The sequence below is a fragment of the Streptomyces sp. NPDC045022 genome, assembly GCF_056432605.1.
This window is the reverse complement of record NZ_JBWKIR010000035.1, coordinates 39641-66450: the sequence shown is the minus strand read 5'-3', so window position 1 is coordinate 66450 and position 26810 is coordinate 39641. Positions and strand designations below refer to the sequence as shown.

At 70.0% G+C, this 26810-nt stretch carries 25 protein-coding genes and 2 pseudogenes; 5 read left to right on the top strand and 22 right to left on the bottom strand.

Going from position 1 to position 26810, the window contains the following annotated elements; all coding sequences use genetic code 11:
• The coding region (locus AC07C1_RS36415) for a transposase (protein ID WP_478946207.1) at positions 1-153 on the bottom strand (153 nt) is incomplete at its 3' end.
• A gap of 360 nt (positions 154-513) precedes the next feature.
• Positions 514-691 (bottom strand): annotated as a pseudogene (locus AC07C1_RS36410) (IS21-like element helper ATPase IstB); the annotation flags it as partial.
• A gap of 197 nt (positions 692-888) precedes the next feature.
• Here AC07C1_RS36410 and AC07C1_RS36405 point away from each other — a divergent pair.
• Positions 889-1329, top strand: coding sequence for a hypothetical protein (locus AC07C1_RS36405; RefSeq protein ID WP_478946195.1), 441 nt, complete (start codon positions 889-891; stop codon positions 1327-1329).
• 486 nt (positions 1330-1815) lie between these two features.
• Here AC07C1_RS36405 and AC07C1_RS36400 read toward each other — a convergent pair whose 3' ends face one another.
• The 14 genes from AC07C1_RS36400 to AC07C1_RS36335 all read right to left on the bottom strand — a co-directional run bounded on the left by AC07C1_RS36400 (position 1816) and on the right by AC07C1_RS36335 (position 17806).
• A complete protein-coding gene (locus AC07C1_RS36400; protein ID WP_478946193.1) occupies positions 1816-3387 on the bottom strand; it encodes a PP2C family protein-serine/threonine phosphatase in 1572 nt (523 codons plus the stop codon).
• Positions 3384-3911 (bottom strand): methanogen output domain 1-containing protein, encoded by a 528-nt coding sequence (locus tag AC07C1_RS36395; protein WP_478946191.1) that lies wholly within the window; start codon positions 3909-3911, stop codon positions 3384-3386. Before AC07C1_RS36395 ends, AC07C1_RS36400 begins: the two co-directional genes overlap by 4 nt.
• A 352-nt stretch (positions 3912-4263) precedes the next feature.
• On the bottom strand, positions 4264-5562 hold the full coding sequence (locus AC07C1_RS36390; RefSeq protein ID WP_478946189.1) for a PucR family transcriptional regulator: 1299 nt from the start codon (positions 5560-5562) through the stop codon (positions 4264-4266).
• Entirely contained in the window at positions 5559-6974 is a 1416-nt protein-coding gene (locus AC07C1_RS36385; RefSeq protein WP_478946187.1) for a phytoene desaturase family protein, read from the bottom strand. The genes AC07C1_RS36390 and AC07C1_RS36385 overlap by 4 nt, the downstream gene beginning before the upstream one ends.
• A complete protein-coding gene (locus AC07C1_RS36380; protein ID WP_478946185.1) occupies positions 6967-8700 on the bottom strand; it encodes a DUF3556 domain-containing protein in 1734 nt (577 codons plus the stop codon). Before AC07C1_RS36380 ends, AC07C1_RS36385 begins: the two co-directional genes overlap by 8 nt.
• A 22-nt stretch (positions 8701-8722) precedes the next feature.
• On the bottom strand, positions 8723-10186 hold the full coding sequence (locus AC07C1_RS36375) for a class I adenylate-forming enzyme family protein (RefSeq protein ID WP_478946183.1): 1464 nt from the start codon (positions 10184-10186) through the stop codon (positions 8723-8725).
• A gap of 262 nt (positions 10187-10448) precedes the next feature.
• Positions 10449-11672 carry an acyl-CoA dehydrogenase family protein gene (locus AC07C1_RS36370; RefSeq protein WP_478946181.1) on the bottom strand — a complete coding sequence of 408 codons (1224 nt, stop codon included), beginning with the start codon at positions 11670-11672 and terminating at the stop codon, positions 10449-10451.
• Positions 11669-12661, bottom strand: a complete 993-nt coding sequence (locus tag AC07C1_RS36365) for a 3-hydroxyacyl-CoA dehydrogenase NAD-binding domain-containing protein (protein WP_478946179.1) — start codon at positions 12659-12661, stop codon at positions 11669-11671. The genes AC07C1_RS36370 and AC07C1_RS36365 overlap by 4 nt, the downstream gene beginning before the upstream one ends.
• The gene (locus AC07C1_RS36360) at positions 12658-13413 is read right to left on the bottom strand and encodes an acetoacetate decarboxylase (RefSeq protein ID WP_478946177.1); all 756 of its coding nucleotides are present in this window, start codon (positions 13411-13413) and stop codon (positions 12658-12660) included. The genes AC07C1_RS36365 and AC07C1_RS36360 overlap by 4 nt, the downstream gene beginning before the upstream one ends.
• A gap of 22 nt (positions 13414-13435) precedes the next feature.
• Entirely contained in the window at positions 13436-14209 is a 774-nt protein-coding gene (locus AC07C1_RS36355; RefSeq protein WP_478946175.1) for a crotonase/enoyl-CoA hydratase family protein, read from the bottom strand.
• A gap of 26 nt (positions 14210-14235) precedes the next feature.
• Entirely contained in the window at positions 14236-15405 is a 1170-nt protein-coding gene (locus tag AC07C1_RS36350) for a CaiB/BaiF CoA transferase family protein (protein ID WP_478946173.1), read from the bottom strand.
• Between the two features lie 155 nt (positions 15406-15560).
• Positions 15561-16466, bottom strand: a complete 906-nt coding sequence (locus tag AC07C1_RS36345; protein WP_478946205.1) for a LysR family transcriptional regulator — start codon at positions 16464-16466, stop codon at positions 15561-15563.
• A gap of 367 nt (positions 16467-16833) precedes the next feature.
• Complete coding sequence (locus tag AC07C1_RS36340; protein WP_478946171.1) at positions 16834-17367, bottom strand: 2'-5' RNA ligase family protein; 534 nt, start codon at positions 17365-17367, stop codon at positions 16834-16836.
• Positions 17368-17416: 49 nt separating this feature from the next.
• Complete coding sequence (locus tag AC07C1_RS36335) at positions 17417-17806, bottom strand: CocE/NonD family hydrolase (RefSeq protein WP_478946169.1); 390 nt, start codon at positions 17804-17806, stop codon at positions 17417-17419.
• Positions 17807-18159: 353 nt separating this feature from the next.
• Between AC07C1_RS36335 and AC07C1_RS36330 the strand changes: the two genes are divergently transcribed.
• A complete protein-coding gene (locus AC07C1_RS36330; protein ID WP_478946203.1) occupies positions 18160-19398 on the top strand; it encodes a L,D-transpeptidase in 1239 nt (412 codons plus the stop codon).
• 232 nt (positions 19399-19630) lie between these two features.
• Here AC07C1_RS36330 and AC07C1_RS36325 read toward each other — a convergent pair whose 3' ends face one another.
• Positions 19631-20914 carry an MFS transporter gene (locus AC07C1_RS36325; protein ID WP_478946167.1) on the bottom strand — a complete coding sequence of 428 codons (1284 nt, stop codon included), beginning with the start codon at positions 20912-20914 and terminating at the stop codon, positions 19631-19633.
• Between the two features lie 135 nt (positions 20915-21049).
• Between AC07C1_RS36325 and AC07C1_RS36320 the strand changes: the two genes are divergently transcribed.
• Positions 21050-21967, top strand: a complete 918-nt coding sequence (locus tag AC07C1_RS36320) for a helix-turn-helix domain-containing protein (RefSeq protein WP_478946165.1) — start codon at positions 21050-21052, stop codon at positions 21965-21967.
• 304 nt (positions 21968-22271) lie between these two features.
• Here the strand turns inward: AC07C1_RS36320 and AC07C1_RS36315 are convergent, their stop codons facing one another.
• The gene (locus AC07C1_RS36315; protein WP_345052063.1) at positions 22272-22442 is read right to left on the bottom strand and encodes a hydrophobic protein; all 171 of its coding nucleotides are present in this window, start codon (positions 22440-22442) and stop codon (positions 22272-22274) included.
• Positions 22443-22580: 138 nt separating this feature from the next.
• Here AC07C1_RS36315 and AC07C1_RS36310 point away from each other — a divergent pair, with 138 nt between their 5' ends.
• Entirely contained in the window at positions 22581-22754 is a 174-nt protein-coding gene (locus AC07C1_RS36310; protein WP_478946163.1) for a CsbD family protein, read from the top strand.
• A gap of 156 nt (positions 22755-22910) precedes the next feature.
• Here AC07C1_RS36310 and AC07C1_RS36305 read toward each other — a convergent pair whose 3' ends face one another.
• The 4 genes and pseudogenes from AC07C1_RS36305 to AC07C1_RS36290 form a co-directional block, all read right to left on the bottom strand.
• The gene (locus AC07C1_RS36305) at positions 22911-23081 is read right to left on the bottom strand and encodes a hypothetical protein (RefSeq protein ID WP_478946162.1); all 171 of its coding nucleotides are present in this window, start codon (positions 23079-23081) and stop codon (positions 22911-22913) included.
• Positions 23082-23624: 543 nt separating this feature from the next.
• Positions 23625-23861 (bottom strand): hypothetical protein, encoded by a 237-nt coding sequence (locus AC07C1_RS36300; RefSeq protein WP_478946160.1) that lies wholly within the window; start codon positions 23859-23861, stop codon positions 23625-23627.
• Positions 23862-24060: 199 nt separating this feature from the next.
• Positions 24061-24775 (bottom strand): annotated as a pseudogene (locus AC07C1_RS36295) (dienelactone hydrolase family protein).
• Positions 24776-25282: 507 nt separating this feature from the next.
• Positions 25283-26137, bottom strand: coding sequence for a patatin-like phospholipase family protein (locus AC07C1_RS36290; protein WP_478946157.1), 855 nt, complete (start codon positions 26135-26137; stop codon positions 25283-25285).
• A gap of 82 nt (positions 26138-26219) precedes the next feature.
• On the opposite strand from AC07C1_RS36290, the gene AC07C1_RS36285 reads away from it, so the two are divergent.
• Positions 26220-26792 (top strand): TetR/AcrR family transcriptional regulator, encoded by a 573-nt coding sequence (locus AC07C1_RS36285; RefSeq protein WP_478946155.1) that lies wholly within the window; start codon positions 26220-26222, stop codon positions 26790-26792.
• The last annotated feature ends 18 nt before the right edge of the window (positions 26793-26810 follow it).

Genomic DNA, 26810 nt, shown 5'->3' with positions numbered 1-26810 from the left:
GGGCATCTCGCGCCACTGGGCGCTGGACCGGAACCGCCAGATCACCCCCTCGAACTGCTCCCGCAGCCGCTCGGGGTACGGACCGTACTCGCCTATCGGCAGGTACGGCTCGATGAACTCCCACTGCTTGTCGGTGAGTTGCGTACGTGTCACACCCAGCGTCCTACCAGGTCCCACCCCCGCATGGACCAGAACCCGAGAATGATCACGACCTCACACAGGCCCTAGTACGGTATCCGGCCTGCGCGTCAGCGGTGGGGTGAACGCATCATCCGCTGGGGTGCGGTCCGTGTGAGTGCTCAGGTGCGACCAGCGGCCGACGGTCCCCGCTCTGGTCACGGCCGCCCAGCATTCGGAGTCGTTGATCATCTGGATCTCGATCATGTCGTGGCCGCCGGCAGCACCGCGTGCGTCGTCCGGCTGTGCGCCCTCCCGTTAGTGATGTCTTCCTGTCGGAGCCGACCGTGATCCTCGATGAGTGCGGTCCGGTTCTATAGAGCAGGTGGATTGTGCTCAGCTGCTGGCTCGTGCCGCTTGGGCGCGGGTGGTGGCGAGGCGGTACGAGTCGGTGCCGGTCTCGATGATGTTCCCGCCGCAGGTGAGGTGGTCGGAAGAGGAGTCCGGCGCCGCGACGGTCGAGTTCCATGTAGCCGAGTTCGTGGAGGCAGAGCAGGTCGACGCGGCCGTATCGGCGATCGTCAACTCGCCTCCAGTAAAGGGGGTTGATGAATATTCGTAACAGATTGTCCATCTGTCCTGGCGGGCGGCTGACGGGGCGTCGGCTCGAGCCGGGCGATCCCCAGATCGTCACGGACCGAAGCTGGTCCCGGGACCCGACCGATGACCCACCGGGGGCACGCGTACGAACAGCCCGCTATGGTCCTGTACATGCAGGCACAGCAGCCGTACCAAGCCTCCGTCTCGCCGCCCCCAACCCCCGCGCCGACCCGCAGCCGCGGTCCGCTGGTGACCGCTCTACTCGTCGGACTGCTGGTGGGCGGCGCAGGCGTGGGCATGACCTGGGCACTGACCGGCGGTACGTCGGACGAAGGCAGCAGCGCAGGAGTCGACGCCCGAGGCGCGTGCGACGCGCTGGCCGGCGTAGACGAGTCGAAGTTCTCGACGAATGGCAGGACGGGCGAACAGGCGCTGTACCGCTTCGCGGGCGCCTTCGACCTGGCCACAGCCGCCGCCGCGGGTGACTCCTCGTACAAGCCACTCGCCGAGGCCATCACCCGGGCACAGAACCGCCGTAGCCAGGTCTTCCAGGTCGACGCCGAGGTGAAGAAGGAACTGGCCAAGGCTCGCAGAATCTGCGCCGACCTTTGACCCTCCCGGACGGTTCCTGCTCCTCCCCCAACTGGGCGGCCATGATCTGGCCGCCTGGCAGCGGACCTTGAACACCACCGGCGCTTCGGTGGCCGCCCCGGTCTCCGGACCCGGCCCCTGGCCCCGGTTGGTGGTCACCTTCTGTCACCCGCTAGATCTGTGGGCCATCCACCGGTGTGCCCAACCTGTCGGCCAACCTGGAATCGCACTGGATCGCGGTAGAAGAGCGGCGTGGGGCAGAACGGCGCCCGGGTGCGGAGATTGAGGCCACCTCCGCCTCAGTGGCAGATCAGGTACGTGCTGCGCCAGCAGGTTCCGGCATGCGTCCACGAGCGCTGCTCAGGACTTGTGGATCAGCTCCCCCAGGGGGCACGCGATGGGCGTACCTTCCCGGGTGATTGATCGACCAGTCACCGAGTAGGCCCGCGTTCGCAGCGCGGGCTGGGAAGGCACGCCCGCGCGACGGATATCCCCATACTTCTGTCGTCAGACGGATGGGAAGCGGGCAGCGAGCAGGGCGCGGTCGTCGGGGAAGGCGGCGTCGGGCTGGTGGTGCAGGAAGCGCTCACACAGCTCGGGTAGGTCGAGGCCGGCTGTGGTACGCGCGCACGCGGTCAGTCGTTCCAGTCCGGCTGTGATGACTTCGCGGCGGCGTTCGACAAGGCCGTCGGTGTAGAGGAGGAGGGTCTCGTCCTTGGCCAGGGTGAGGGTGGCCTGGCGGTAGCGGATGCCGGAGACGGGACCCAGTGGCGGGTTGGTGGCCCGGTCGAGGTAGGTGCTGGCGCCGTCGGGGTGGATGAGCAACGGCGGCGGGTGGCCGGCGGCTGCGTAGGTCAGGGTGCGGGTGGGGCGGTGGAAGACGAGGTAGCAGGCGGTGACCATCCGGCCTGGGTGGTAGCGGCCCAGGAAGGTGTTGAGTTCATCGAGGACCGTGGCGGGCGCACTGCCGCAGCGCGGGACGATGTTGCGCAGGGCGGCGGTGATCTGTGCCATGACGGTGGCCTCACGCAGCCCGTGCCCGGCGACGTCACCGATGCTCAGGCCGATGTGTTCGGCGTCGATGTCGTAGACGTCGTACCAGTCGCCGCCGACTGAGAGCAGGTCGCTGCCGGGGGCGTAGCAGGTGGCGGCATCCAGTCCGGAGATGCTCGGCAGGTGGGGCAGCAAGCTCAACTGGAGGCGTTCGGCGACCTGGTGCTCGTGTTCGTGCAGTCCCGCACGGCGCAGCGCCTGGGCGATCTGCTGGGCCACGGCCGTAGCGTGCTCCGGACCGGTCGCCCGGTCGGCGCCGTGGACGCTGAGCAGGCCGAGACGGGTGCCGTCCGCTTCCAGCGGCAGAGTGAACGCCACCGGTTCCGTGCCCGACAGGGGGAGCGGTGGGGCCGAGGGGGCGGGGTGGTCCAGGTCCGTCCAGTCGGCGGCGGGGTGGGGCCGCTCGCCGGGTTGCAGGGGCGGCACCAGGCGCGTGGAGTGCAGGCGGAGTTCGACCGCGGTGGCGCCCAGGGCCGCTGGTGCGGCGTCCTGAACGGCCCGGGAGACCTGGGTGACGGTGACCGCGGCGGCCAGGGCGGCGGTCAGGGCGTACAGGTGCTGCAGCCGGGTGCGGGTGGCCTGCTCGACGGCCAGCAGCCGGACGCGCTCGGTCTCCAGCGACCGGCGGTAAGCCACTTCCTGATTCAGCGCGGCGACCTGCTGACTGAGCACGACGAACTGATCAGCGCCGTCCAACGGGTTCAGGTGCAGCTGGGCGGCCGGAACAGGGCCGTCCCACCACTGCGCCCGTGCACCATGGCAGCGAAACCGGCGCAGCCGGCCGTCGACATCCTTGATGGCCAAGGCGCCGGGCACCGGGCTGCCACTGCGCAGCCAGGCGGCCAGATGGGTACGCAGCAGCGGGGCATCCGTGCTTTCCACATCGAACAGGCTGGCGCCTGGGACGAGCCGGCTGTCGCAACGGCCGGCAGCGGGATTTGCGGCCAGGATGCGGCCGTCGGCGCCGCACAGCAGCACAGGGTGGGGCAGGAGTTTGACGATGGCCCCGAACAGGGCAAGGGTCATGGCGTGACGGACAGATCGCCGAAGTACTCACGGCCCGTGACCGCCACGTCCGCATCGGGGACCAGGTGCACCACGACGCGGCAGCCCGCGTCGCCGCGCGCGATGGTCTCCTCGAGTTCCACGCGCGCGTAGCCCAGGTTGCGGGCGGCGATGGTTCCGAAGACGTTGGACGTCATCATGCACATCGACTCCCGGCCCTCCACCTTCTCCGCGAAAGGGCACGCCCGGTTGCCCAGTACGATCTTCGTCTCGTCGTGCTCGATGACGTAGAAGTCGCCGTTGATGCGGCGCTTGAGGTCCACGAGCGCCTCGGCGACCTGCTCACCGGTCAGCCGGTCCTCCCCCAGGGCCTTGAGGTACATCTCGTCGATCTGCGTGCCGACCGCCTGACCCACGACGCTGATGTAGCCCGACGCCTCCTCCAGGCCGATCACCGACTCCAGCGATGTCGCCAGCTCACGCACCAACGTCCGCAGGAACACATCACGGTCCAGTGCAAGATCCACGTCCGAAATGCGCTCCATGCCCGCTCCCACCCTTCGTGCCGCGCGAAAACGCGGCAACTCGGGCGGCGGCATGCCAACCGCCCATGACGGAACCAGTGTGCCAGCACTCGCCTGCCCTCCGCCGCCGCGAGGTCAACAACGCTTCAGACAACAGGCTACGGGCCGCGCCGCCAGGTGAGCGTTGCGGTCCAGGACGGAGACGCCCTCGGGTTCCAGGCTGGCCAAGCCTTCCAGGTCCTCGTCGTCGAAGGTGGTCCCGAAGAGCATCGACGCCCCGCGTACCGGTCCGATACATGCCGCTGCGCCTCTCATGGTGTCGCACTCGCCGAAGAAGCTGGGCCTCTTGTGGACAGGTGAGAAGGGCGGCTGATCAGGGCAGGTGCCCGTCAGGCGCCCTTCCGGACGCACCTCGACGCAGGACCTTCGCCCCGTGCCAGCGGCAGACGTTGAGGGCGAAGTGGAGGTCGAAGGCGTTGGCGTCGAGGTCGAGGTGGTAGTGGTCGACGGCCCGCTGAACGCGGTAGTGGACGGTGTTGCGGTGGACCATCAGTTGGTCCGCGGTGGCGGCGTAGCTGCGATTGGTGGCGAGGAAAACGCGGAGCGTCTCACGAAGGAGTTCGCGGCGGGGATCGTCGACGGCAAGGTCGCCGAGAGTGTCGGAGACGAAGTCGGCCAGTTGGCCGGGCTCGTCCGCCAGGAGGGCGACAGGGGCGACGCGGGTGAAGGCGACCACGCGAGGAGCGCTCGGTCCGGCCGACAGGGCGAGTGCCTTGGCGCGGGCGGCGGCGCGGGTGCTGCGACGGAAGCCGTCGAGTCCCGGGCGGACGATGCCGAGGGCGACCCGCACCGGTAGCGCGGCGTCGGCCAGTTCGGTGGCGACCGTGTCGGGGTCGACGGGGCAGCCGGGCTTGACGGAGAGCCAGATCCGGGCGTGCGCCTCGTCGGTGTGGACCAGCAGGGGGCGCCCCTGGGCGTGCAGGACGGTGTACAGCAGCGAGGTCAACCGGTCGAAGACGGCGGTGGGGTCGGTCATCTCCGTGGTGTCGCAGCACCAGGACTCGACGGCCACATGGCTGCCGGACAGCCAGTAGTCGAGAGCGGCCTCGGCCTGGCGCAGGTCGACCCGGGGATTGTCGAGGAGCTGGCTGACCCAGTACTGGCGCAGCACGCGGTGACTGCCCACCCAGCGTTCGCGCTCCTCCTCGTAGACACGGCCGATCTGGTCGCAGACCCGGTCCAGGAATGCCGAGGTGAGGCTGACCAGTTTGATGACGGTGCCGGCCGGGTCCGGCAGCTCCAGTCGGACGGCCTCGCCGAGGACCAGGTCCAGGCTCTGCGCATGGCCGAGGCGGTAGGCGCGCAGGAGGGCCGAGAGTGGGACGTCGCGCTGGGCGAGACGGCGGGCGTAGGACACGGCCGAGGCGGGGGCGTCCACGGTCTGCGGGTCGATGCGGTTGATGATGACGTGCACTGCGGTGACGATGTTCTCGGTGATACTGGCTTCCAGAAGGCCACGCAACGGTTCGTCGTGTTCCAGCTGGGAGATCTCCGCCTCGGTGGTGGCGACCAGCTGGGCGATGAAGTCGTCCCGGCGCGCCTGCATCACCTGGGCCGCGAGGACGACCGCATCCGGTGCCCCGTCCGCCGGCGGTTCCACGGGGTCGGTCATCGGCCCAGGTACCGCAGCGCGGAGCGGGCGGCGTTGGCACCGCACATGCCGTGTACCCCGGCGCCGGGCGGGGTGGCCGCCGAGCACAGGAAGACACCGGGGATTCCGGTGCTGTAGGGGTCCAGCGCCGGCCGGGGGCGCAGCGCGATCTGCCGTGCGGTGTTGGCGCCACCGACGATGTCGCCGCCGACGAAGTTCGCGTTATAGCGGGCCAGTTCGGCGGTCGAGCGCACCGAGATGCCCACGATCCGCTCCCGGAAGCCCGGCGCGAACCGTTCGATCTGGCCCAGCACCGCCTCGGTGGCGTCGCCCGGGTAGCCGTGCGGGACGTGCGCGTACGCCCAGACCGGGTGGACGTCGCCACCGGATCGGCCCGGGTCGGCGAGGTACTGCTGGCCGATGAGGACGAACGGGCGCTCGGGCATCCGCCCGGTGGCGGTCCGCGCCTCCGTGCGGACGACTTCCTCGAGGGTGCCGCCCAGGTGCACGGTGCCCGCCCGGCGGCACGCCTCGTGAGTCCAGGGGATGCCGTCCTGGACGGCGAGGTCCACCTTGAATGCCGCCGGGCCGTGCCGCCACGTCCGGTAGGCCCGGCGTACCCGGCCGGGCAGCCGGTCGCCGCAAATGCGCGCCGCGGCGCCGGGGGTGGTGTCCAGCATGACGATCCGGGCGGGGCCGAGTTCGGTGAGGGTCTCGACCCGCACCCCCGTCTCGATGGTCCCGCCGAGCTCGGTGAGCAGTGCGGCCAGCGCGTCGGTGATGGTCCGCGACCCGCCGCGGGCGACCGGCCAGCCGAAGCGGTGGGCGGCGCCGATGAGCATCAGCCCGACCGCGGCGCTGGCCGGCCCGGTCAGCGGATACATCAGATGCGCAGCCGCCCCCGCGAACAGCGCCCTGGCCTCCTCGGTGCGCCAGCGCCGGGCCAGCAGGGTGGCCGGCTGGAGCGCACGGAGTCCGAAACGGGCCAGCGCCGCGGGGTGGGCGGGAAGATGGGGCACCGGGCGCAGCACGTCCTCGGTGAGCGCGTCGAAGTCGTCGGCCAGCGGGGCGAACAGGCGCTCCCAGGCCGGACCGTCAGCGCCCAGACCGTGCGCGGTCCGCTCCACGGAGCGCAAGAGCACTCCCGCCCGCCCGCCGTCCAGTGGGTGGGCCAGATCGACCTCCGGCCATGCCCATGCGACGCCGTACCGCTCCAGGTCGAGGGTCCGCAGGAACGGCGAGCCGACGCCCAGTGGGTGTACGGCGGAGCAGTGGTCGTGCAGCAGTCCCGGAAGGGTCAGTTCGCCGCTCCGGGTGCCGCCGCCGATCTCGTCGGCGGCTTCCAGGACGGTCACCTTCAGTCCCTGCTGGGCCAGGGCGACCGCGGCGGCCAGCCCGTTCGGGCCGGCCCCCACCACGATCGCGTCACTCATGTGCCGCCGCCACCTCGGTCGCCGGTCGCGGGGTCGCGACGGGCTCGACGGGAATCGCGGGCGTCTCGTCGTCGAGCCAGGGCTGCCGGTCCACCATCTCCCGTACGTTCACATATCCCTCCTCGATCAGGCCGCTCGCCGCGTCCACGATGCGGTAGTGCTGGCGCTGCCGGTGCGTCGGCTGGGACTCGAGCAGGACGACGCGCAGGTCGCCCGGCGCGAAGCCGCACCGCTGCTGTACGGCGGCCACCAGCTGCTCGTTGTGCAGATGGCCGTCGCCGAAGTTCCAGCCGAGCACCGCTCCCGCCACCGTCTCGCCCTCCCGGACATCGTAGGACTCCACGTCGTCCACGGCCCGCGACAGCAGTCCGATCAGTGCGCGACCATGACTGTGCATCGCCCGCCAGGCCAGCCCCTGATGCAGTACCAGCTCGGCGGCCTCGGCACCGTACAGGCGGGTGAGCTGGTCGATGGGCAGACCGGACGCCTTGACGATGTGCTCGTTGAGCCGGTGCTCGGTGCCTTTGCGGAAGCACCACAGGCTGGTGGGCCAGTTGCCGGCGTAGTAGCGCATCGAGGGCAGGAAGGACACCAGGTCGGGGCGGACGTGGCCGAGCAGCGGGACCACGACCAGGCTCAGCACCAGCACCGCGGCGAGCAGCGGGGAGTGCAGGGCGAAGGCGCCGACCGCGGCGTCGTGGCCGAAGAGGACGAGCGCCGAGTAGATGAAGAAGACGTTCCACTCCAGCGGCACCCCCATCGGGAAGGTCGACATGATGTGCAGATGGAAGACGACCATCACGGCCAGAGCGATCGTGGTGACGGTCCCGCCGTGGGAGAGGACGAGGACCAGGGGCACCACGTACTCGATGACCGTGCCGCCGTGCGCGGCCGCGGCGGCGAGAACGGACGGCCTGAGATCGTCGGGGTGGTGCCGGTAGAGCCGGCGCTTGAACCAGGCCGGGCGCAGCGGGCTGTTACTGATCATCACCGCCACCACGAAGGGGAAGTGGCGGTTGAGCTTGGAGGTCGCGGCGCCCCACCACAGGGCGAGCATGACCAGCTTCAGCGCGGCGGTCATGTCGCTCACCGGGAAGAGGAAGACGAGCAGCGTCAGTCCGTAGTGCTCCGCGCGGGCGGCGAGGAAGACGGTCTTGTCGCGCAGTCCGAGCAGCGCGAGCAGCGCCGCGAGCACGGCGACGTGCCAGGGAGCCAGCACGCCGGTGTCGCCGGCTGAGCACAGCAGCCACACCGCAGCTCCCAGTACCGCCAGGTACAGGGTCACATCGGCAGCCGTCCGTCGCGTCCCCGAGGTGAACGGAACCCTCCCCGGCCACGGCGGCAGCCGTACGGTGCCCGGGCGCAGCCAGTGCAGGACGGCGCCGACCGGCGGCAGGAAGTGCGAGCTGAGCGGGCCCGAGCCGCAGCCGAGGCCCAGCACCTCCCACAGCAGCGTCCAGACGGCGAGTTTCTGATAGATGATCGGTTCCGCCCACCAGGAACCGAAGTGCGCGATGCCGCCGACGCCGGGAGTCGTGGAGACGACCGCGATGCCGCCGAGTGCGTACACGGTGATCTTCACCAGGTACAGCAGGTGCACGATGCCGGGGGTACCGAAGCCGTGCGTGGCCCAGTGCTCGGCCAGCGGCCTGATGCGTTGCTGGTAGGGGCGGGTGCGCCACTGCTGTATGTCGACTTTCGCCGTGTTCGGTGCGAGGAATCCCATGACTGTTCTCCCGATTCTGCGTTCAGCCGGCCGCGGGGACGGTGACGGCGGTCGCCGTGGCCCGCAGCGCGGGCTTGTCCGTCTTGCCGACGGGATTCCTGGGCAGCCGGTCGACGAAGTGGATCCCGGTGGGCACCTTGAACCTGGCGAGCCGGGCCCGGCAGTGGTCGAGGAGGTCGTCGGCGTCGGCCGCCGCGCCCGGGCGTAGTGCCACGAAGGCCACCGGCACTTCGCCGAGCCTCTGGTCGGCGGCGCCCACCACGGCCGTTTCGAGCACATCGGGATGGTCGCCGAGGACGGTCTCGACCTCCTTGGGGTAGATGTTCTCGCCACCCCGGATGATCATGTCCTTGATGCGGTCGACCAGGACCAGGTAGCCGTCCTCGTCGAAACGGCCGACATCGCCCGTGTGCAGCCAGCCGTCGACCACGGTGCGGGCGGTCTCCTCCGGGCGGCCGAGATAGCCGCGCATCACGTTGGGCCCGCGGACGACCACCTCACCGGTCTTCCCCGCCGGGACGATCCTGCCCTGCGGGTCCATCACGGCGACCTGCTGGCCCGGCAGAGGCAGTCCGACCGTGCCGGGCTTGCGCGGGCCGTCCAGCGGGTTGGTGGTGGAGGCGCAGGTGCCCTCGGACAGGCCGTAGCCCTCCAGGATCGGGATGCCGTAGCGGTGCTCGAACCGCTCGATGAGCGCGGGCGGCATCGGGGCCGCTCCGCAGGCGGCGAACCGCACCGACGAGGTGTCGGGCCGCACTCCGTCCGGTAGTTCGGCGAGCATCGAGTAGATCGCCGGGACCGCGGAGAAGCAAGTGGGGCGCACCGCGGCGACCAGGTCGAAGAAGGTCTCGGCCCGGAACCTCCCGGCCACCGTGACCCGTCCTGCGGCCAGAAGGGGGGACAGCGTGCCGACCACGATCCCGTTGACGTGGAAGAGGGGCAGGATCAGCAGGCTGTGGTCGGCCTCGGACAGCCGGGCGGCGTCGATCATCATGCCCGCCATGGCGGCGACGTTGGCGTGGTCGAGCATCACGCCCTTGGGGCGCCCGGTACTGCCACTCGTGTAGATCAGCAGCGCGAGCGCGTCCGCGTCGGTCTCCGGTGCGGCCGCGTCCTCGGGCCCGGCGGCCAACTCCGCCACGGTCAGCGCCCGGGCGAGTGGCGACGGGCCGGCGGTGACGACCACCGCGGCATCGGCGTCCCGGAGCTGGTGGCGCACCTCTGCCTCGGTGAGCGCCGGGTTGACCGGCGTCACCGCCGCGCCGAGTCGCCAGGCGGCGAACAGCGCGACGACGAAGTCCGCCGTGTTGGGCAGCAGCAGCGCCACCACGTCGCCGCGCCGGACGCCTCGATCGCGCAGGGCCGTCGCGGCCCGGCGGACCCGGCGGGCGAATGCCGCATTGTCCATGGCTGACGCTTCGTCGGCCAGGCAGGGACCGTCCGGGGCGTGTCGGGCCCGCAGATCCGGCAGTTCCGCTATGTGCATGTCGGCTCCTCGAATCACGTCGACGGACGTCGGGCGCAGTGGGCGTCCCGACGAGGGACGGATGTCCGGTACGTGAGGAGAGACGGTACGAATCGGCGGTGCTCGCGGCCCATGGGCGCGGACGACGACACTCGGGGCGGCACTTGTGCGCGGCGCACAAGGCCCGCGGCAATGGTCCCGCCGGGGGGTACGCCCGCACTGGTACGCGCCGGCGCCGAGGTGCGGTTCACTCGGGGCCGGCGCGGGGCTGTGGGGAGCGCGGTCAGGCGAAGGCGCTCTCGCCGGTTACCGCCTTGCCGACGATGAGGGTGTTCATCTCGCGGGTGCCCTCGAACGAGTAGATCGCCTCGGCGTCGGCGAAGAACCGGGCGATGTCGTAGTCGAGGACGATGCCGTTTCCGCCGAAGATCTCCCGGCACCACGCCACCACCTCGCGCATCCGCGAGGTGACGAACGCCTTCGCCAGCGAGGAGTGCTCGTCACGGAAGACGCCGGCGTCCTGCAGCCGCGCGAGCTGGACCAGCATGCCCCAGCAGGCGGTGATGTTGCCGAGGCTCTTGACCAGCAGGTCCTGCACCATCTGGAACCGTGCGATCGGGCGGCCGAACTGCCGGCGCTGCTTGGCGTAGTCGAGCGCCAGCTCGTAGGCGCCGATCATCACGCCCAGGGCCTGCCAGGCGACGCCGCTGCGGGTGGCGCGGAGGATCTCCGCCACATCGCGGAAGGAGTCGATCCGCTGCAGTCGGTTGGCCTCGGGCACCTTGACGTCGGCCAGGGTGATCTCGGCGTTCTCCACGATCCGGAACGCGATCTTGTTCTCGATCTTCACCGGGGAGAAGCCCGGGGTGCCCTTCTCGACCACGAAGCCCTTGACCTTGTCGTCCGCCTCGTCGCGGGCCCAGACCACCACCAGGTCGGCGAAGGTCGCGTTGCCGATCCACCGCTTGGCGCCGTTGAGCACCCAGTTCTCGCCGTCCCAGCGGGCGGTGGTGCGCATGCCTCCGGCCACGTCGGAGCCGCCGAGCGGTTCTGTCATCGCGAAGGCGCCGATGGTCTCCAGCGCGGCCATCGAGGGCAGCCAGCGGTCCCGCTGCTCCTGGTCGCCACCCCGGTAGATGCTGTACATCCCCAGGCCGCTGTGCACGCCGAAGAAGGTGGCGCTGGATGCGTCGGTGCGGGTGTACTCCATCGACAGCATGCCGACCAGCAGGTTGCTTCCGGCCGGCAGGGGGTCGCCGTACCCCTCGTAGGGGACGCCTGCGAGTCCCAGTTCACGGAACCTGCCGATGAGTTCGTGGGGGAACTCGCCCTTGGCCCAGTACTCGTTGACGAGCGGCTTGACCTCGGTGCGCATGAAGGACCGGGCGCGGAGCAGCAGTTCACGCTCGTGTGGGGGCAGCAGCGACTCGACGTCGTAGAAGTCCGCGGCCAACCGCTCGTCGACGGAAGCCTTCTCGGATGCCTTCTCGGGCAGCAGGGCGGTCATGAGCGGGTCTCCTTCTCCACACGGGTGGCGCTGTCCAGGGCGGACAGCACGGCGATCTGCTTGGCGTCGCGCTCCTCGCCGAGGTCGGCGTACGAGCGGGAGCCGTAGGCGTCCTCGACGGCCGCGACGAGCCGTTCGGTCTGTTCGGGGCTCTGCTCCGGGCGGCCGAGCGAGTCCCACATCTTCTGCATCGACATGCCGATGTGCTCGGCCATGTGCCGGTAGCCGCCGGGGCCGCCGCCCAGGTGCGCGCCGAGGAACGGCCCCACCGTCGCCCAGCGCAGGCCGAGCGAGTTCACCATCACGGTGTCCAGCTCCGCCGGGCTGACGACGCCCTGCTCGACCAGGTAGATCGCCTCCCGGCTGAGGGCGTTCTGCAGGCGGTTGCCGACGAAGCCGGGGATCTCCTTGCGTTCCACGACCGGGACCCGGCCGACGAAGCGGTAGAACTCGACGGCCCGCGCCACGCTTTCCTCGGAAGTGCGCTTGCCCGGCACCACCTCCACGAGGGGCACCAGGTGCGGCGGATTGAACGGGTGGCCGATCAGGATCCGGCCGGCGTCCTCGATGGTGTCGGTGAACGCGGTGGCGGGGATCGCCGAGGACGAGCTGAGCAGCAGCGCGTGTGCGGGGGCAGCGCCGACCAGGGTGGTGAACAACTCCCGCTTGAAGTCGACGTTCTCCGGGCCGTTCTCCTGCACGACGTCTGCGTCGCCCACCGCGTCGGCGAGGCCGTCGGCGATCACCACCCGTTCGGCGAGGCCGTCGACGTTCAGGCCCTGCGCGGCCAGTTGTCCGGCCGCCCGGTCGAGTGCCTCGGCGACCGCCTCGGCCAGGTCCGGCCGCGGGTCGGTGATCCGCACCCGCAGGCCATGGCCGGCGAAGAGCGCGGCCCAGGACAGGCCGATCGTCCCGGCGCCGACCACCGCGGCGGTCGTGAATGGCTTGGTCATCACATCTCTTCCTTCTGCGTCCGTGGCCGCGTTCACCGCACGGGGTGGGCGGGCTGGGCCAGGTAGTCGTGGACGGGCTTGACCGGGGCCAGGGTGAGGTCGGTCAGGATGTGGCTGGCGGAGACGATCTCGCGCACCGGCAGATCGGCCAGCGGTGCCAGCACGTGCTCGAAGAGCTGCAGCCGGGCGGGGCCGGTCCAGGCGCCCTTCACCGTGATGTCGGTGATCTCGGTGCGCACCAACTGCGCGACCTGCGGCGCCCCGTCGAAGCCGGGGACCAGCTTCAGCATGTAGGTCGGCACACCGACCTGGGCCACGGCCTCCTCGACCGACAGCTCGTAGTGCTTGTAGCCCATCGTCGCGGTCGCCACCCGCAGCGTGCCGACGTCGAGGACGCCGACGAGCGCTCCGTGGTCGATGTAGAGGGCGGGCGAGCCGGCGGTCTTGGGGTAGGCACCGGCCTCGCGGCCGGACGTGATGGCCGGAAGGTTGTCCAGGTACATCGCGTGCAGGTACTCGCCCCGCTCGCCCTCGTGGCGGACCGCGATCGCCTGGCCGGACTCGGTGTACGGCCCGTAGCCGCTGACGTCGCCCATGCGCATGATCTCGAAGCGCACCAGGGGCTCGTCGATCTCCAGCGGCTCCGGCACCACGGCGCGCAGGGACTCGTGGTCGGTGCGATAGACGATGTTGAGGTACTCGCGGTGGGTGAAGCGCGGCACGACCGGCGGGTAGGCCGGGTTGGCCAGTGGCGTCGCGATGTGCCCGGGTACGTCGTGCTGTTGCATGGTATGTGTTCTCCCTCCGTTCCTACCGGCCCTGCCAGACCGGGGAGCGGCGCTCGGTGAAGGCGGTCATGCCTTCGCGCACGTCGGCGGAGGCCGCGAGGAGGGCCATCTGCCGCCCCTGCACGGCGAACGCCTCCTCCTCCGGCGTGCCGTCGGCGGCGCGGACGAGTTCCTTGACGGCGGCCAGGGCGAGGGGGGCGTTCCGCGCGATCCGCTCGGCCAGTTGCAGTGCGGTCTCGACGGTCCGGCCGGCCGGCACGACACGGTTGGCGATGCCGAGCCGGCCGGCCCGCTCGCCGGTGACCGGTTCGCCGGTCAGCAGCAGTTCCATCGCCAGGTGGTACGGGATGCGCTTGGGCAGCCGGATCGCCCCGCCGCCCGCGGCGATCAGCCCGCGGCTGACCTCGGGGAGACCGAACCGGGCGTCGTCCGCGGCGATGACGAGGTCGCAGCCCAGGGCCAGTTCGAAGCCGCCTCCCATGGCCCAGCCCTCGACAGCGGCGATCAGCGGCTTGGCCGTCCGGGCCTGGGTGAGACCGCCGAAGCCGCGTCCCGGGATCTCGGGCGACTCGCCGGCCAGGGCGGCCTTGAGGTCCATCCCGGCGCTGAACGTGCCTCCGGCGCCGGTGAGCACGCCGACCCGCAGGCCGGGGTCCGCCTCCAGTTGGTCGAGGGCCGCGGACAGTCCGGCGGCGACGGCCGCGTTGACCGCGTTGCGTGCCTTCGGCCGGTCGATGGTGATGAGCAGGGACGAACCGATGAGCTCGGTCCGCACCTCGCTTGTGGTGCTGTGCATGCTGTGAGTCCTTGCCTGACGGTCGGTCAGCGGTTTGCGGCGAGTTCCTCGAAGACCTCTTCGGTGTGCTGGCCGGGCAGCGGAGCGAGCCGGCGGACCGATGCGGGAGTGGCGGAGAACCGCACCGGGATGCCGACCGAGCGGATGGAGCCCTCGCTGGGGTGGTCCACCACGTCGAGCAGCCGGCCGCCGCGCACGTACGGGTCCTCGGCGGCCCGGTCGAGTTCGAGCACGGGCGCCATCGGGATGCTGTGCTTTGCGCAGATCCGCGTCCACTCCTCGGTGGTCAGGCTCGGCGAGCACTCCCCCACCAGCTCCATCAGCGCGTCGACGTCGTCGTCGTCGATGGAATCACCGTTGACGCGGGGGTCCGCGGCCAGATCGGTACGGTCGGCGGCGAGGAAGAAGTCCCGGAAGTTCGGCGGGTTGTACGGCATGACGCAGGCCAGGCCGTCCTTGGTGGGCACCGCTCGATGCCCCTTCTTCATCGACAACGGGAAGCCGGTGCGGCCTTCCGGCGGCTCGAAGACGTGCCCCGCCAGGTGCTCGACGAGGTTGAAGGCGATGAGCGTGTCGGTCATCGGGATCTCGACGTACTGGCCGGCGCCGGTGCGGTCGCGGTGCACCAGCGCGGCGAGCACCGAGTAGACGATCGTCAGCGCGCAGACCTTGTCGCCGATGATCGTCGGCAGGTACGCCGGGGTGCCCAGCGCCCGGTTGGCGACGTCCACCAGGCCGGAGGCGGCCTGCACGGTCTCGTCGTAGGCCGCGTTGCCGGCCCGGTCGGAGTCGCTGCGGAACCCCTGGGCGTGGGCGTAGACCAGGCCGGGGTTGCGGGCGGCGATGTCGGCGTGGCCGAGGCCGAGCCGGGCGAGCGCGCCCGGGCGCATGTTGGTGACCAGCACGTCGGCGCTGTCGATCAGCTCGAGGGCTCGTGCGCGGTCGGTGTCGTCCTTGAGGTTCAGCCTCACGCTGCGCTTGTTGCGGTTGACGTTGAGGTTGAGCGGGGTCATGCCGGGCGTGGTGCGGTAGGGGCCCACCCGTACCGTGTCGGACGGGGACTCGATCTTTATGACGTCGGCGCCCAGGTCGCCCAGGATCTGCGCCGCGTAGGGCCCCATCACCACCGTTGACAGATCGATGACCCGCACGCCGTCCAGCGGACCTGTGGTGCCGGCGGCCGTGATGTCCATCATCACTCCTGTTCACGCAGTAATTTCAAGGTGAATGTTTCCACCGACGACGTTATGCGTGAGCAGACCGAAAGGGAATGATCAACTGGCGAACAAGGGTATGACCAGAGTGGTCACACCCACTCCGGCATTCTCTGGAAAAGGTCGCTGGAAATCGGTCAGACGGTGATGACCTCGTCGAAGATCTGCCGGGCCCGGGCGGCGACCCCGCTCAGGTCACCACCGCCACCCGCCCGGTCGCCGCGGAACAACAGCCCTGTGACCAGGGTGGGTTGAAAGTCCTCGACGGGCAGCACGGCCACGTTGTCCAGCCGGTACAGATGCATGGGACTCTCCGGTGAGAGCATGGTCATCGAAAACGCAATACCGGAGGAGATCAGCTCCGAGCTTCCGGAATAGTCCGCCATTTTGATGCGGATTCTTTTCTTCACGCCGGCCGAATTCAGCCGGGCGTCGATTTCCTCGAAATAGGCCGGGGTGGCGTCGTTCGGTGTCGCGACGTACGACAGGTCGGCCAGCTCCTCCAGGGTGACGGACGTCCGCCCGGGGAACCGGTCGGCCGGGACCGCCGCACCCAGCACCTCGCGCATCACCTCGATGATCTCCAACGCCGGATCGGAGACCGGCAGCCGGGCCAGCGCCATCGCCAGCCTGCCGTCGTGCACCGCGTCCGCCAGGTCCGCGGACGTACCGGGCCAGCGCTTGAGTTCGCACATCCCCCGGCAGGCGTCCTCCAGCAGCCGGACCCGCTCCCGCAGCAGCGGATGCACTCCGGCGGGCATCCCGATGAACAGCCTGTCCAGCTGCGGGCGCACCGCCTCGCTCAGCCGCCACGGGATCGAGTTGGCCCGCTCCAGGATGTCGCGCGCCATCGGCAGCAGGGCGGCGCCCGCCGGGGTGAGATCCACCCGGTGGGTGGTGCGCTCGAAGAGTTCGTGGCCGAGTTCACGTTCGAGGTCCTTGATCCGCTGGCTCAGCGGCGAGGCCGCCATGTGCAGTTTGCGCGCCGCCTGCGAGAAGTTGAGCTCCTCGGCCACGGCGACGAAGTAACGCAGGTGCAGCATGTCCACACCCGTCACCCTACCGGGGCGTGTTCCGGCAGGGCCGGACGAACGGTTCCCCGGTGCCGGGGTTCACGGACGCGGGGGACGGTGGCCGACCCCGGGTCGTGACGATTGAGTCGGAGGCCCTTGTCCTACGTGGTGGCGGCGATCAGACGTGAGACGCGGGCGGCGCCGACGCGCACGCGTCCCGGAGCTGTGACTGCCGCTGTTCGAACAGGAAGAAGACGGCGGCCGAACGAAAGGAAGCGCGCGCGGGCGGTGATCGCGTCGAGGAGCCCACTGCCGTGGAGAAGCGCTGGCCACCCACCGACGCGACAGCGCGCGGTACCACTTCGCGGTGCGCTGACCGGTCGGGGTCGGGGGCGTCTCAGGAACGGGGCTCCAGCACCTCCAGGGCGCCGGTTTCGGTGTCGTAGCTGCGCAGGGTGGTGAGCCGGACCGACAGCGGCGGCGCCGGCAGCAGCTCGGGGACCCGCCGGCCGGCGAAGGCACCGGCCCGCCGGGTCCGGCCGAGGGTTATGTGCGGGCTCCAGCGTCCGGGTTGGTGGAAGGGGTTGAGGGTCTCGGGCGGGCTGTCCGAGGCGACCGCCTCCCACACCCGGCGGTGCAAGCCGGCCAGCGCGGAGTCGAGGTCCAGCGCCCAGGCCAGCACCGAGGTGGGCCGCTCGAAGCGGACCACGCCGGTGAACCGCACCGGCAGCGGCAGGGCGGCGGCCACCTCGGCGAGCTCCCAGCGAATCGGGGCGGTCAGCTCCGGGCAGGCGGCCAGGGTGAGGTGCGGACTGTTGGTCGGTGAGCGGTGGCGCGCCTGACTGGGCAGCCCCGCGTCCGCGAGCCGCCGCCAGGCCTCCCGGACCGCCAGGTCCGCCGCCTCATCCAGCAGGAGCTCGACCGTGCGCACCGCCGCAGCCTACCGGCGATCGCCTGCGGTTCCGCCGCCGGCCGGGCCGTCAGGCCGGGGGCAAGGTCAGGGTGTCCAGCTCACCGACCAGCGACAACAGCCGGCCTGGGCTCGATCCCGGCGGTAGCGCCTCGCGCGGTGCCACACATGGGTGAAGACGATGCTTTGCAACGGGGCTCGGTGATCCCGCGGCGAGCGCCTGCAAGGAGCCGAAGTAGGAGACGCCGATCACGCCAACGATGCCGTCACACCACAGCTGCGCGGCAACCCACTCGAGGAGGTCGTACAGCTCCTGGCCCTGGAGAACGGGGCCGAAGTTGTAGTTCGACCATGACGCCGCCGGAGTCAACGGTTCCGCGCATGCCGCCGGTGACGTGCCCGTAGCCCTCCCGGACGACGCGCGTCGCGTGAGGTCACCGGCTTCGAGCGAGGAGAGCACCCGCGACGCACAGGACGACGGTGACGAGAACGACGGCTTGCACACCGTTCATGAAGGCGTTGCCGCTGCCGTCGACGGCGACCTTCAGCTGTGCGGGCTGTCGTCCGCGACCGGCGCCACGCCCAGCGCAGCGCCCCTGCCCCGGCCCGCAGCGGGCGGCGAGAGCAGATCGACCACGCGCCGTCCGACCCGTCGAGCCGAGCCTCGGCAACGCTCTCGCTGTGCGTGGAATTCACCACAATCTATACCGTTCAAGAGGAATGAAGCATAAGAGTGGGTTTTGCAGCCGGTTGCACGCCTCCGGTAACCAGCTCCAGGGATAACAACGATCAGTGGCATGGGAGAAGCGTTTGATCACGGCACGTAAGCGACGCACGGGGCTGGTGGCTACGGCCGGCGTACTCGGCGGCGTACTCGCACTCACGGCCCTCGGCGGTACCAGCAACGCTGCCACCAGCGACAACAACCCCGGGAACGACCCGAAAGCGCATGCGCAGGCAGCTGAGACCGGCGCCCAGGACGCTTCCGACGCCCGAATAGAGATCACGCCCGGGCAGGGTGCCTACAACGTCGGGATCAACGGCCCCGTCAAGGTCACCGTCAGCAACGGCAAGCTCACCAAGGTGACCATGACCGCCGTCGCGACCGGTGCCGAGGTTCCGGGCACCGTGTCCGCGGACGGCACGTCCTGGAAGCCGTACGGCCGGCTGGAGCGGGCCACCCGATACCAGGTCGCCGCAGAGGCCGAGGACGCCAAGGGCCGCTCCGCCACCGGGAACGCCACGATCACCACAGTGTCCCCGGCCAACGACTTCATCGGGCACCTCTCCCCCGAGGACGGCTCGACCGTCGGCGTGGGCATGCCGGTGACGGTCAACTTCTACAAGGCGGTCAGCGACAAGGCCGCTGTGGAGTCGAAGATCAAGGTCAGCTCCAGCGGCGGCCAGCAGGTCGTCGGTCACTGGTTCAGCGACAACCGCCTGGACTTCCGCCCCGAGAACTACTGGAAGCCCGGCTCCACCGTCACCGTCGAGCTCAACCTCCACGGCGTCCGGAAGACGGTCACGTTCAAGATCGGCCGGAGCCAGATCAGCACCGTCGACGCCAGGACGAAGCAGATGACCGTCGTCCGGAACGGCAAGACGATCAAGACCATCCCGATCTCGTCCGGCAGCCCCGAGCACCCGACGTACAACGGTCAGATGGTGATCTCCGAGAAGTTCCGGCAGATCCATATGAACGGTACGACCGTCGGTCTTACGGAGAAGGACGGCAAGCCCTCGTACGACATCAAGGCCGTACCGCATGCCATGCGCCTGACCGACTCGGGCACGTTCATCCACGGCAACTACTGGGGTGCCGACTCGGTCTTCGGCAAGGTCAACACCAGCCACGGCTGCGTGGGCCTGAAGGACGTCAGGGGCGGCAGCGACGGCAGGCAGCCCGCCGCGTGGTTCTTCGACCACTCGATGATCGGGGACGTCGTGATCGTCAAGAACTCCGGGGACAAGACCATGTTGGCCCCGGACAACGGCCTCAGCGACTGGAACATGCCGTGGACCGAGTGGGTCTCGGGCAGCGCGACCGGCTGACGCCACGTCGCTCCACCCGTATGACCCTGAGTCCCTTCCGCCAGGCGGCGGCCGACATGATGTCGGCCGCCGCCTGCTGGCAGTGGCGGGAGATGCCGCGGGAGTTCGGCGCCTGGCTGACCGTCCACAACCGCTTCCGGCAGTGGCCCCCGGTCGCTCACCCCGGGGCCGGTGCGGTCCCCCGTGTGCGTGTGGCCGCGCGCAGTGGACGAAGACGTGATCGCGGGCCGGTTCACACCTGTTCGGCGTGGACCGCGGGTGCACTTCGGACGGCGGCGCCGGGTGCGCCCGAGCGGCGGTGCCGGCTCAGGGCGAGGGCGGTGGTGGGGATGAGGGTCAGTGCGGCGACGGCCGTGCCGACCACGGCGGGGCCGGTGGATCCGAGGCCGGAGTCGAGAGTGAGGCCGGCGATCCAGGAGCCGATGGCGGTGCCGAGGTTGAACGCAGAGACGGCCAGGGCGGAGGCCAGGACGGGTGCCTGCCGTGCGTAGCGGACGGCCAAAGCCATCAGTACCGGATTGGCGCCGAGGCCGAAGAATCCCAGCAGGGCGACCAGGATGACCGTGGGAACGGCGTAGCCGGCCAGCAGGGAGATCGCGAGGAGTAGGAGGGTCGCGCCCGCGGCGGCCACGAGGGTCACCGTGTGCGGGCGGCGGTCGCCCGGACGGCCCCCGACGATCGAGCCGGCGAGGGCGCCGAGGCCGAAGCCGACGAGGACCAGCGGTACGAGCCCGCCGGGGAGACCGGTCCGGTCGGTCAGCAGCGGTGCGATGTAGGAGTACGCGGCCAGGACGCCGCCGGTCGTGGTGGCGCAGGCGGCCAGTACCAGCCACAGGCGAGTCGAGCGCAGCGCGGTCAGCTCGGCGCGGATCGACCCCGCCTGCTGGGCCGGGCCGTCGTGCGGCACGGTGCGGGCGATGAGGACGATGGCCGCCGCGGCGAGCGCCGCGAGGGCCCAGAAGGGTCCCCGCCAGCCCATGAGCTGCCCGGCGAACGCACCCAGCGGCACGCCGACGACGTTGGCGAGCATGGCCCCTGCCCCCACGAGACCCAGCGCGCGGGAGCTGGCGGCAGGGCCGGCGGCCTGAGTGGCGGCCACGTTGGCCACGGCCCAGAACGCTCCGGTAGCCAGCGCGGTCAGGAACCGTGCCGCCAGGAGCAGGGTGAAGCCGGAGCCGAAGGCGACGATGACATGTCCGGTGGCGAAGACCCCCAGGGCGAGCATCAGGGTCAGCCGCTTGGGCAGCCGCAGCGTGAGCATCGCCATCAGCGGCGCGCCGACGATCATCCCGACGGCGAAGACGGTGATCACCAGCCCGGTCTGGGCCACGCTGACCTGCAGGTCGCCCGCGATCTCGGGCAGCAGACCGGCGACGACGAACTCGGTGGTGCCCATCAGGAACGTGCCCAGCGCCAGTATGTAGACGACGAGCGGCAGCCGGGCGGGCGTCGCCTGCTCGCGGCGCTCGGCCCGTACGTCGGCCTGGGCCTGGAGGACTCCTCCTCGCGTACTCATGCATCAACTCCGTGGGGGTGGTGATCGGGGTACTGATCCCACGAAACCGGCTTCCTCGGGCACGGAGAAGGTCGCGTTTATAGGGGGGACAAGCTCAACCTCCCTCCCCGGGCGACCGTGGCTACCGTGGAGGGCATGGACCAGCGACCCGACAGCCGTGTCGACCACCGCACCGAGATCCGGGACTTTCTCGCCAGCAGGCGTGCCAAGATCACCCCGGAGCAGGCCGGGCTGCCCACCAGCGCCCGCCGCCGGGTCCCGGGCCTGCGGCGCGAGGAAGTCGCCGTGCTCGCCGGTGTGAGCACCGAGTGGTACACACGGCTGGAGAAGGGCCACATCAGTGGTGTCTCCGAAGACGTTCTCGCCGCGGTCGCCCAGGCACTGCAGCTGGACGAGGACGAACGCACCTACCTGTTCGACCTGGCCCGCGCCGCCCGGCCCGCCCACCGCATACCGTCCCGCCGCAAGGACGTCGAGGTCCCGCCCCGCATCCAATGGCTGCTCGACTCCATGACCCTCTCGTCCGCGTTCGTACGCAACGGCCGCCAGGACGTCATCGCCGACAACCCGCTGGCCCGGGCCCTGCACGCCCCGATGTACGAAAGCACCACCACCGACAAACGCGGCCGTCCCAACGTCGCCCGCTATATCTTCCTCGATCCCGGCGCCCAGGACTTCTTCGTCGACTGGGACGCCGCCACCGTCGCCACCGCCGCGTTGCTGCGCGCCGAGGCCGGTCGTGAGCCCCACGACCGGGCCCTGCGCGAGCTCATCGGCGAGCTGTCCACCCTCAGCCCCGAGTTCCGCAGCCAGTGGGCCGCCCACGACGTGCGCATCCGGCACGACGGCATCAAGCGACTCCAGCACCCCGACGTCGGCCTCGTCGAGCTGACCTACCAGTCCTTGGACCTGCCCATGCCCCACCGTGCGGTGCACGACCTGACCCTCTACACCGCCGAACCGGGCACCACCTCCGAAGACCGACTCAAGCTCCTCACCAGCCTCGCAGCCACCCGCTCCCAGACGACCGAGCCCACCGACCAGCTGCACTGAACGACCTGCTCGGGAAGCAGGACGCCTCCACGAGCGCCAGCAGACGCCCGAGGACTGGTTCGTTGTTCCGCGTCTCGGTCCCGGCCTGGCAGAACACCGCTGAGGGCGGCGTAGAGCCTGCCTGGTACACGGTGTGGGTTCAGGCCCCCGCCCACGTGAAGCGCGTTGAGGGGGTCTCGTACGACGACGTGCCCACGACATATATGAAGCCGCCGTCGCCGTGCGTGGCCCGGCATGCGCGCAGGGCCCGGCCGTCATGCCGGCCGGGCCCTGCGAAGAGGGTGCGTTGTGTGTGCGGGTCAGATCACCATCGGTACCAGCGGCCGCGGCCGCCGCCGGCGCTCGTGGACCGCATGACGAAGCCGAGCAGCCACAGCACCAGGACGGCGACCGCGACCCACCAAAGGATCTTGATGGCGAAGCCGGCGCCGAAAAGGATCAGTGCGAGAAGCAGAACAAGCAGCAGGGGAACCATAGTTATCAACCTCCTGAGCCGCCGTATGCCCCGCGACTGGTCGTTCATTCCGCAGCTCTGGCTTGTTTGCACAGGGAGAGCCGGGGCACGAGTGGGCTACCGCGAAAGCGACACCGAAGCAATGAGGAGGCGCATTCCATGACTGCCGGCGAGAAGGCCAAGGCGAAGACCGAGCAGGCCAAGGGCAAGGCCAAGGAGGCCACCGGAAGCGCCATCGGGAATGACCGCATGGCTGCCGAAGGACAGGCGGAAAAGAGCACGGGCGATGCCCGTGAGGCAAAGGAAAAGACCAAGGACGCCTTCAAGCACTGACGTCGTCTCTTTCATTCGAAGGGCCTTCCCGTGCATGCCCCGGGGAGGCCCTTCGAGGTATTTGCCGATGGAAGCGGTTGCACATCCAGGCACTCGGCCCAGGGAGTCACTCGCACCTCGACTGGCGGCTTGGGGCGGTTCCGTGCACGCGGCTGCCTACTCGTAGCAGGGAGCCCCGCACAGCACGGTGACCGTTCCGCTCTCGGCGGCCGCCGCAGAGGAGGTGTCCGGTGTGGTGGCTACCGGTGCCTTGTGGGAGTCCCAGGGCATGGGCGCAGCCAGGGCCTGCGGCCCGAGAGCGGCGAAGGCCGCGGTGGTCACGAACACAGCCGCAAGTGCACGCTTACGCAGGCGCATCCGAACTCCTGGGTCGACCGGTGCGGTTCGGCTGCTGGCGCACCTCTCGGAAGGCCATCGCCGGATGCCAGTCTCAACGCGCAGGCCGCCCACAGGCCAGGGGCTGCGGCGGGGTTCGACGCATCTCCACACCATCGCCGCGACCGGTGGATCACGCTCCACACAGACCCGCTGACAGCCGCAGTGACTCCCGAAGGGCGCCAACTGCGGCAATCCACAACCGCACTTCGAGGCGGGCACCTTCTTGGGCAGGCTGACGGCCGGCGGGGAAGCGGCCCGGGAGCGACCGCCGGCCGGGAGCGGGAACACCGTCAGCCCGCACCGGACGAGGCCGACGGCCGCCGTGGCAAGGCGGGGTCGCACGCAGAGTGGTCCTCGGCAGCGCACTCGCAGCAGCGTTTGCCGCCCCGGAGGAGCCCGTCGCGGCCTGAACACGGGCCTCTGGCTTCGTTCACGAGAACCGGTTCTGGCTCGCTTTCCGTGAACGGGTCACCCGGCGTCATGCGACGTAGGTCAAAGGCTGTGGTTCTGGTGCGCTTCTGTGGCGAGAAAGTCTCGCGCCGCGGAGGTAACCCGGTCGCGAATGTGCTGCTGGTCCGGAGGTTGATCGTTCGGCAGGTCGAGCGCTCTCGCCAGATCAACGATGGGTTGCAGCGCGTCGGGGTAGTCGAGTTCGGCTGCAGCTTCCTCATAGATCAGCTTCGCTCCGTGCACGGGACCGAGTTGGCACTCCAGGATCTGGCCGGCCACCACTGGGCCGCGGTCCATCGCGCCCTGGCAAGATCTTCTGAGGTCAGCAGCAGCAGACCCAACTCTCCCAGCACAAGGTCGAACAGCTCGCGGGCCTGGGGATACTCACCACGCGCGAGGCCAGCCAGCAGGGGAAGCGAGGGAGCCTCGATGTCGGCCATCAGGGCGTCCAGGCCCAACTGGACCAGGTAGCCTCACTTCAGGTGCGGCCGAAGAACCGGCCCCCGTCCTCCACCTCGAACCACGGGGTGCCGGTGTGCCCGCCCATATTGGCGTGCAGCGTCTTCTCCTTGGTGCCGAAGGCGTCGAACAGATCCAGGGCCCGCTGCCGGGGGTTTCCTTCGTCGTCCCACTGCAGCAGGAACAGCAGCGGAATGGTGACCTGCCGGGCCTCCTCACGCCGGGCGCGGGGCACGTAACCCCCGGCGAAGAAACCGGCGGCCGCGATGCGCGGCTCGACCACCGCCAGCCGAATGCCGACGGCGGTCCACCCCAAGTACCCGACCGGGCCGCCGATCTCGGGCAGCGAAAGGAGGGCGTCCAGGGTGGTCCGGCATTCCGGGACCGCCTTTTCGGCCAGCGGGCCGATGAAGGACTCGAAGATCTCATCGACCGGCTCGCCGGCCTGCATCGCCCGGCGGAGGTCGGCGCGGGCCTGTTTCGTCGGCGGCGGAACGTGGCCGGTCACCGCACCCGGGGGCATCGATAGCGGCCACCGCGCAGCCGTACGCCGCGGAGTGCCGGGCCCGAGCCACCAGCCGGGGTTCCCCCTTGGGCAGGCCGTTGTTGTGGGCCATCAGGATCAGCGGAACCGGTGCGGATCCAGGCGTCCACAGGGTGCCGGGGATCTCGCCGAGGGTGAACTCGCGTTCGAGGACGCCGTCGTCGAGGCGCTGTTCAGAAGTGAATCGCATGGTCGTGCCTTTCGGGAGTGCTCTGGAACGGCGCTCCCGGACGACCTATCGCCCGACCGTGACCCCGGAGTGGAGCACCCATGTCAATACGTTCACGGGTACCACCTCCTCGTTCTCTCGCACGGCCTCCGGAAACGTAGCAGCGGTCGCCGTGGGCCGCCAAACGGGTTCTTGCGCGGGCTCCGTGGCCGGATGCCAAAGGGTCGGAACACTATGAACATCGAACACGACGCGCCGCCGACGCCTCCTGATCTCGTGTACGGCTGCTGTAGGTTCTCGTGAACAGAGCCAAGCCCCGGGGAACAGCGCAGATGGGCGTGCGCTGCTCGCCCGGGGTTTGGAGATCTGCGGTATCAGTGGGCGACGAGGTCTTCGCTGACCAGCGGGGACGGGGCGGCATCAAAGCGGTCGTGCAGCAGTACTCCAGCGGGAAATCGTGATCTTGACGACCGGACGACCCGCTGGCGGTTGGTGCTTGTCGCGAGTAGGGCCGGGGCCGGGCGGCGCTCAGTTCGTGCCGGATCCGCTCTTCCATGCGAGGCGGAGCTGCTCTGCGGCATCGGTGGCTTGGCGAAGACCTGCCTGGTAGGCCGGTTCCCAGGCCGTGCGGTCGTTCAGGTCTGAGCCGAATGCGCGTATTGATGCCGGATCGGGCTCGATGGTTACCGCCGTGTGCGCCCCGGCGACCGCCAGCTCCTGGTGGAGCAACTCGGGGGGAAACAGGTGCGCTTGTGGGTCGATCACGACGAGTACGCGGGCTCCGGCCGCGAGTCCGGCGTTGGTCGCCGAGCGCAGGGAGCCGTCCATGTATCGGCGGCCGTTGATGGTGATCGGTGGGTAGATGCCCGGGAAGGCGGTGCTTGCCGCCACGGCGGAGGGCAGCGATGCGCCACTGGCACGGTCGAAGACCTTCTGCTCGCCGGTCTCAGCGTCCAGCACAGTGATGAGCAGCTTCCGGTCCGGCCACTGGTCTGCGTCGACCATGGCGCGCATCCGGGCGATATGTGTCTGCTCGGGGCCGGTCTCGGCGGCGAGCGCGATCCGGCCCACCCGGCGCCGCGCCTCGGCTGGGTTCGAGGCGGCATTGCCGAGCACGGCGAACGCCTCGCCCAACCGACGCCCGTCCACCTGGGGCGGGGTGCCGTCGGAGTCGGCAGGGCGCACAGGACTGGCGAGCCGGCTGGGGTCCTGACCGGTGGCCAGCACTGCGCCGATGATCGCGCCGGTCGACGTGCCGACAATCAGATCAGCCTCGCTGAGATCCACCCCGCCGCGGCGCAGTCCGCAGGCCAGTCCGGCCATCCAGGCCGCACCAACGGGGCCTCCGGCGCCCAGTGCGAGTGCCCGGTCGAGCGTGCACATGACTGCCTCCTCCCGTTATTGAAACAGTCGTACCATATACTGATGCGGGTTCGGATTCGCAGTACGGAGAGGACGATCCACCGTGGGGCGACCCCCAGATCCCACAAGACGGGAGGCCACGCTGGCGCAGGCGACCAACTACGTACTGGCGCACGGCCTGGCCGGGCTGAGCCTGCGGCCGTTGGCCGCGGCTCTCGATACCAGTCCGCGAATGCTGCTCTATGACTTCGGCAGCAAGCAGGAGTTGGTATCTGCCGTCCTTGCCGAGGCACGCCGCCGCGGTGCGACGCGGTTGGCCGAGAACCTCCCCCGGGAGGCAGCCTCTCCGGAGGAACGCCTGCGCGGCATCTGGGCCTGGATCAGCGCACCGGAGCGCGCCCCGTTCGTCCGGCTGTTCTTCGAAGTGCACGCCGACGGCCTGGCTCACCCCGAGAACTACCCGGACCGGGCCGAGGCGATCACGGACTGGTTCAACACCCTCGGCGCCACGTTCCGCGACATCGCCACCGGCCCCGATGACGCTATTACTCCCACGCTGGTCATGGCCGTCATCCGGGGTCTCCTTTTCGATCTCACGACCACCGGCGACCGCCGCCGTACCGACCGCGCCCTGGACCGCTTCTGCGAACTCCTCCGGCAAGGAAGTCGGAAGTGAAATCCGTTGCGTACCCCT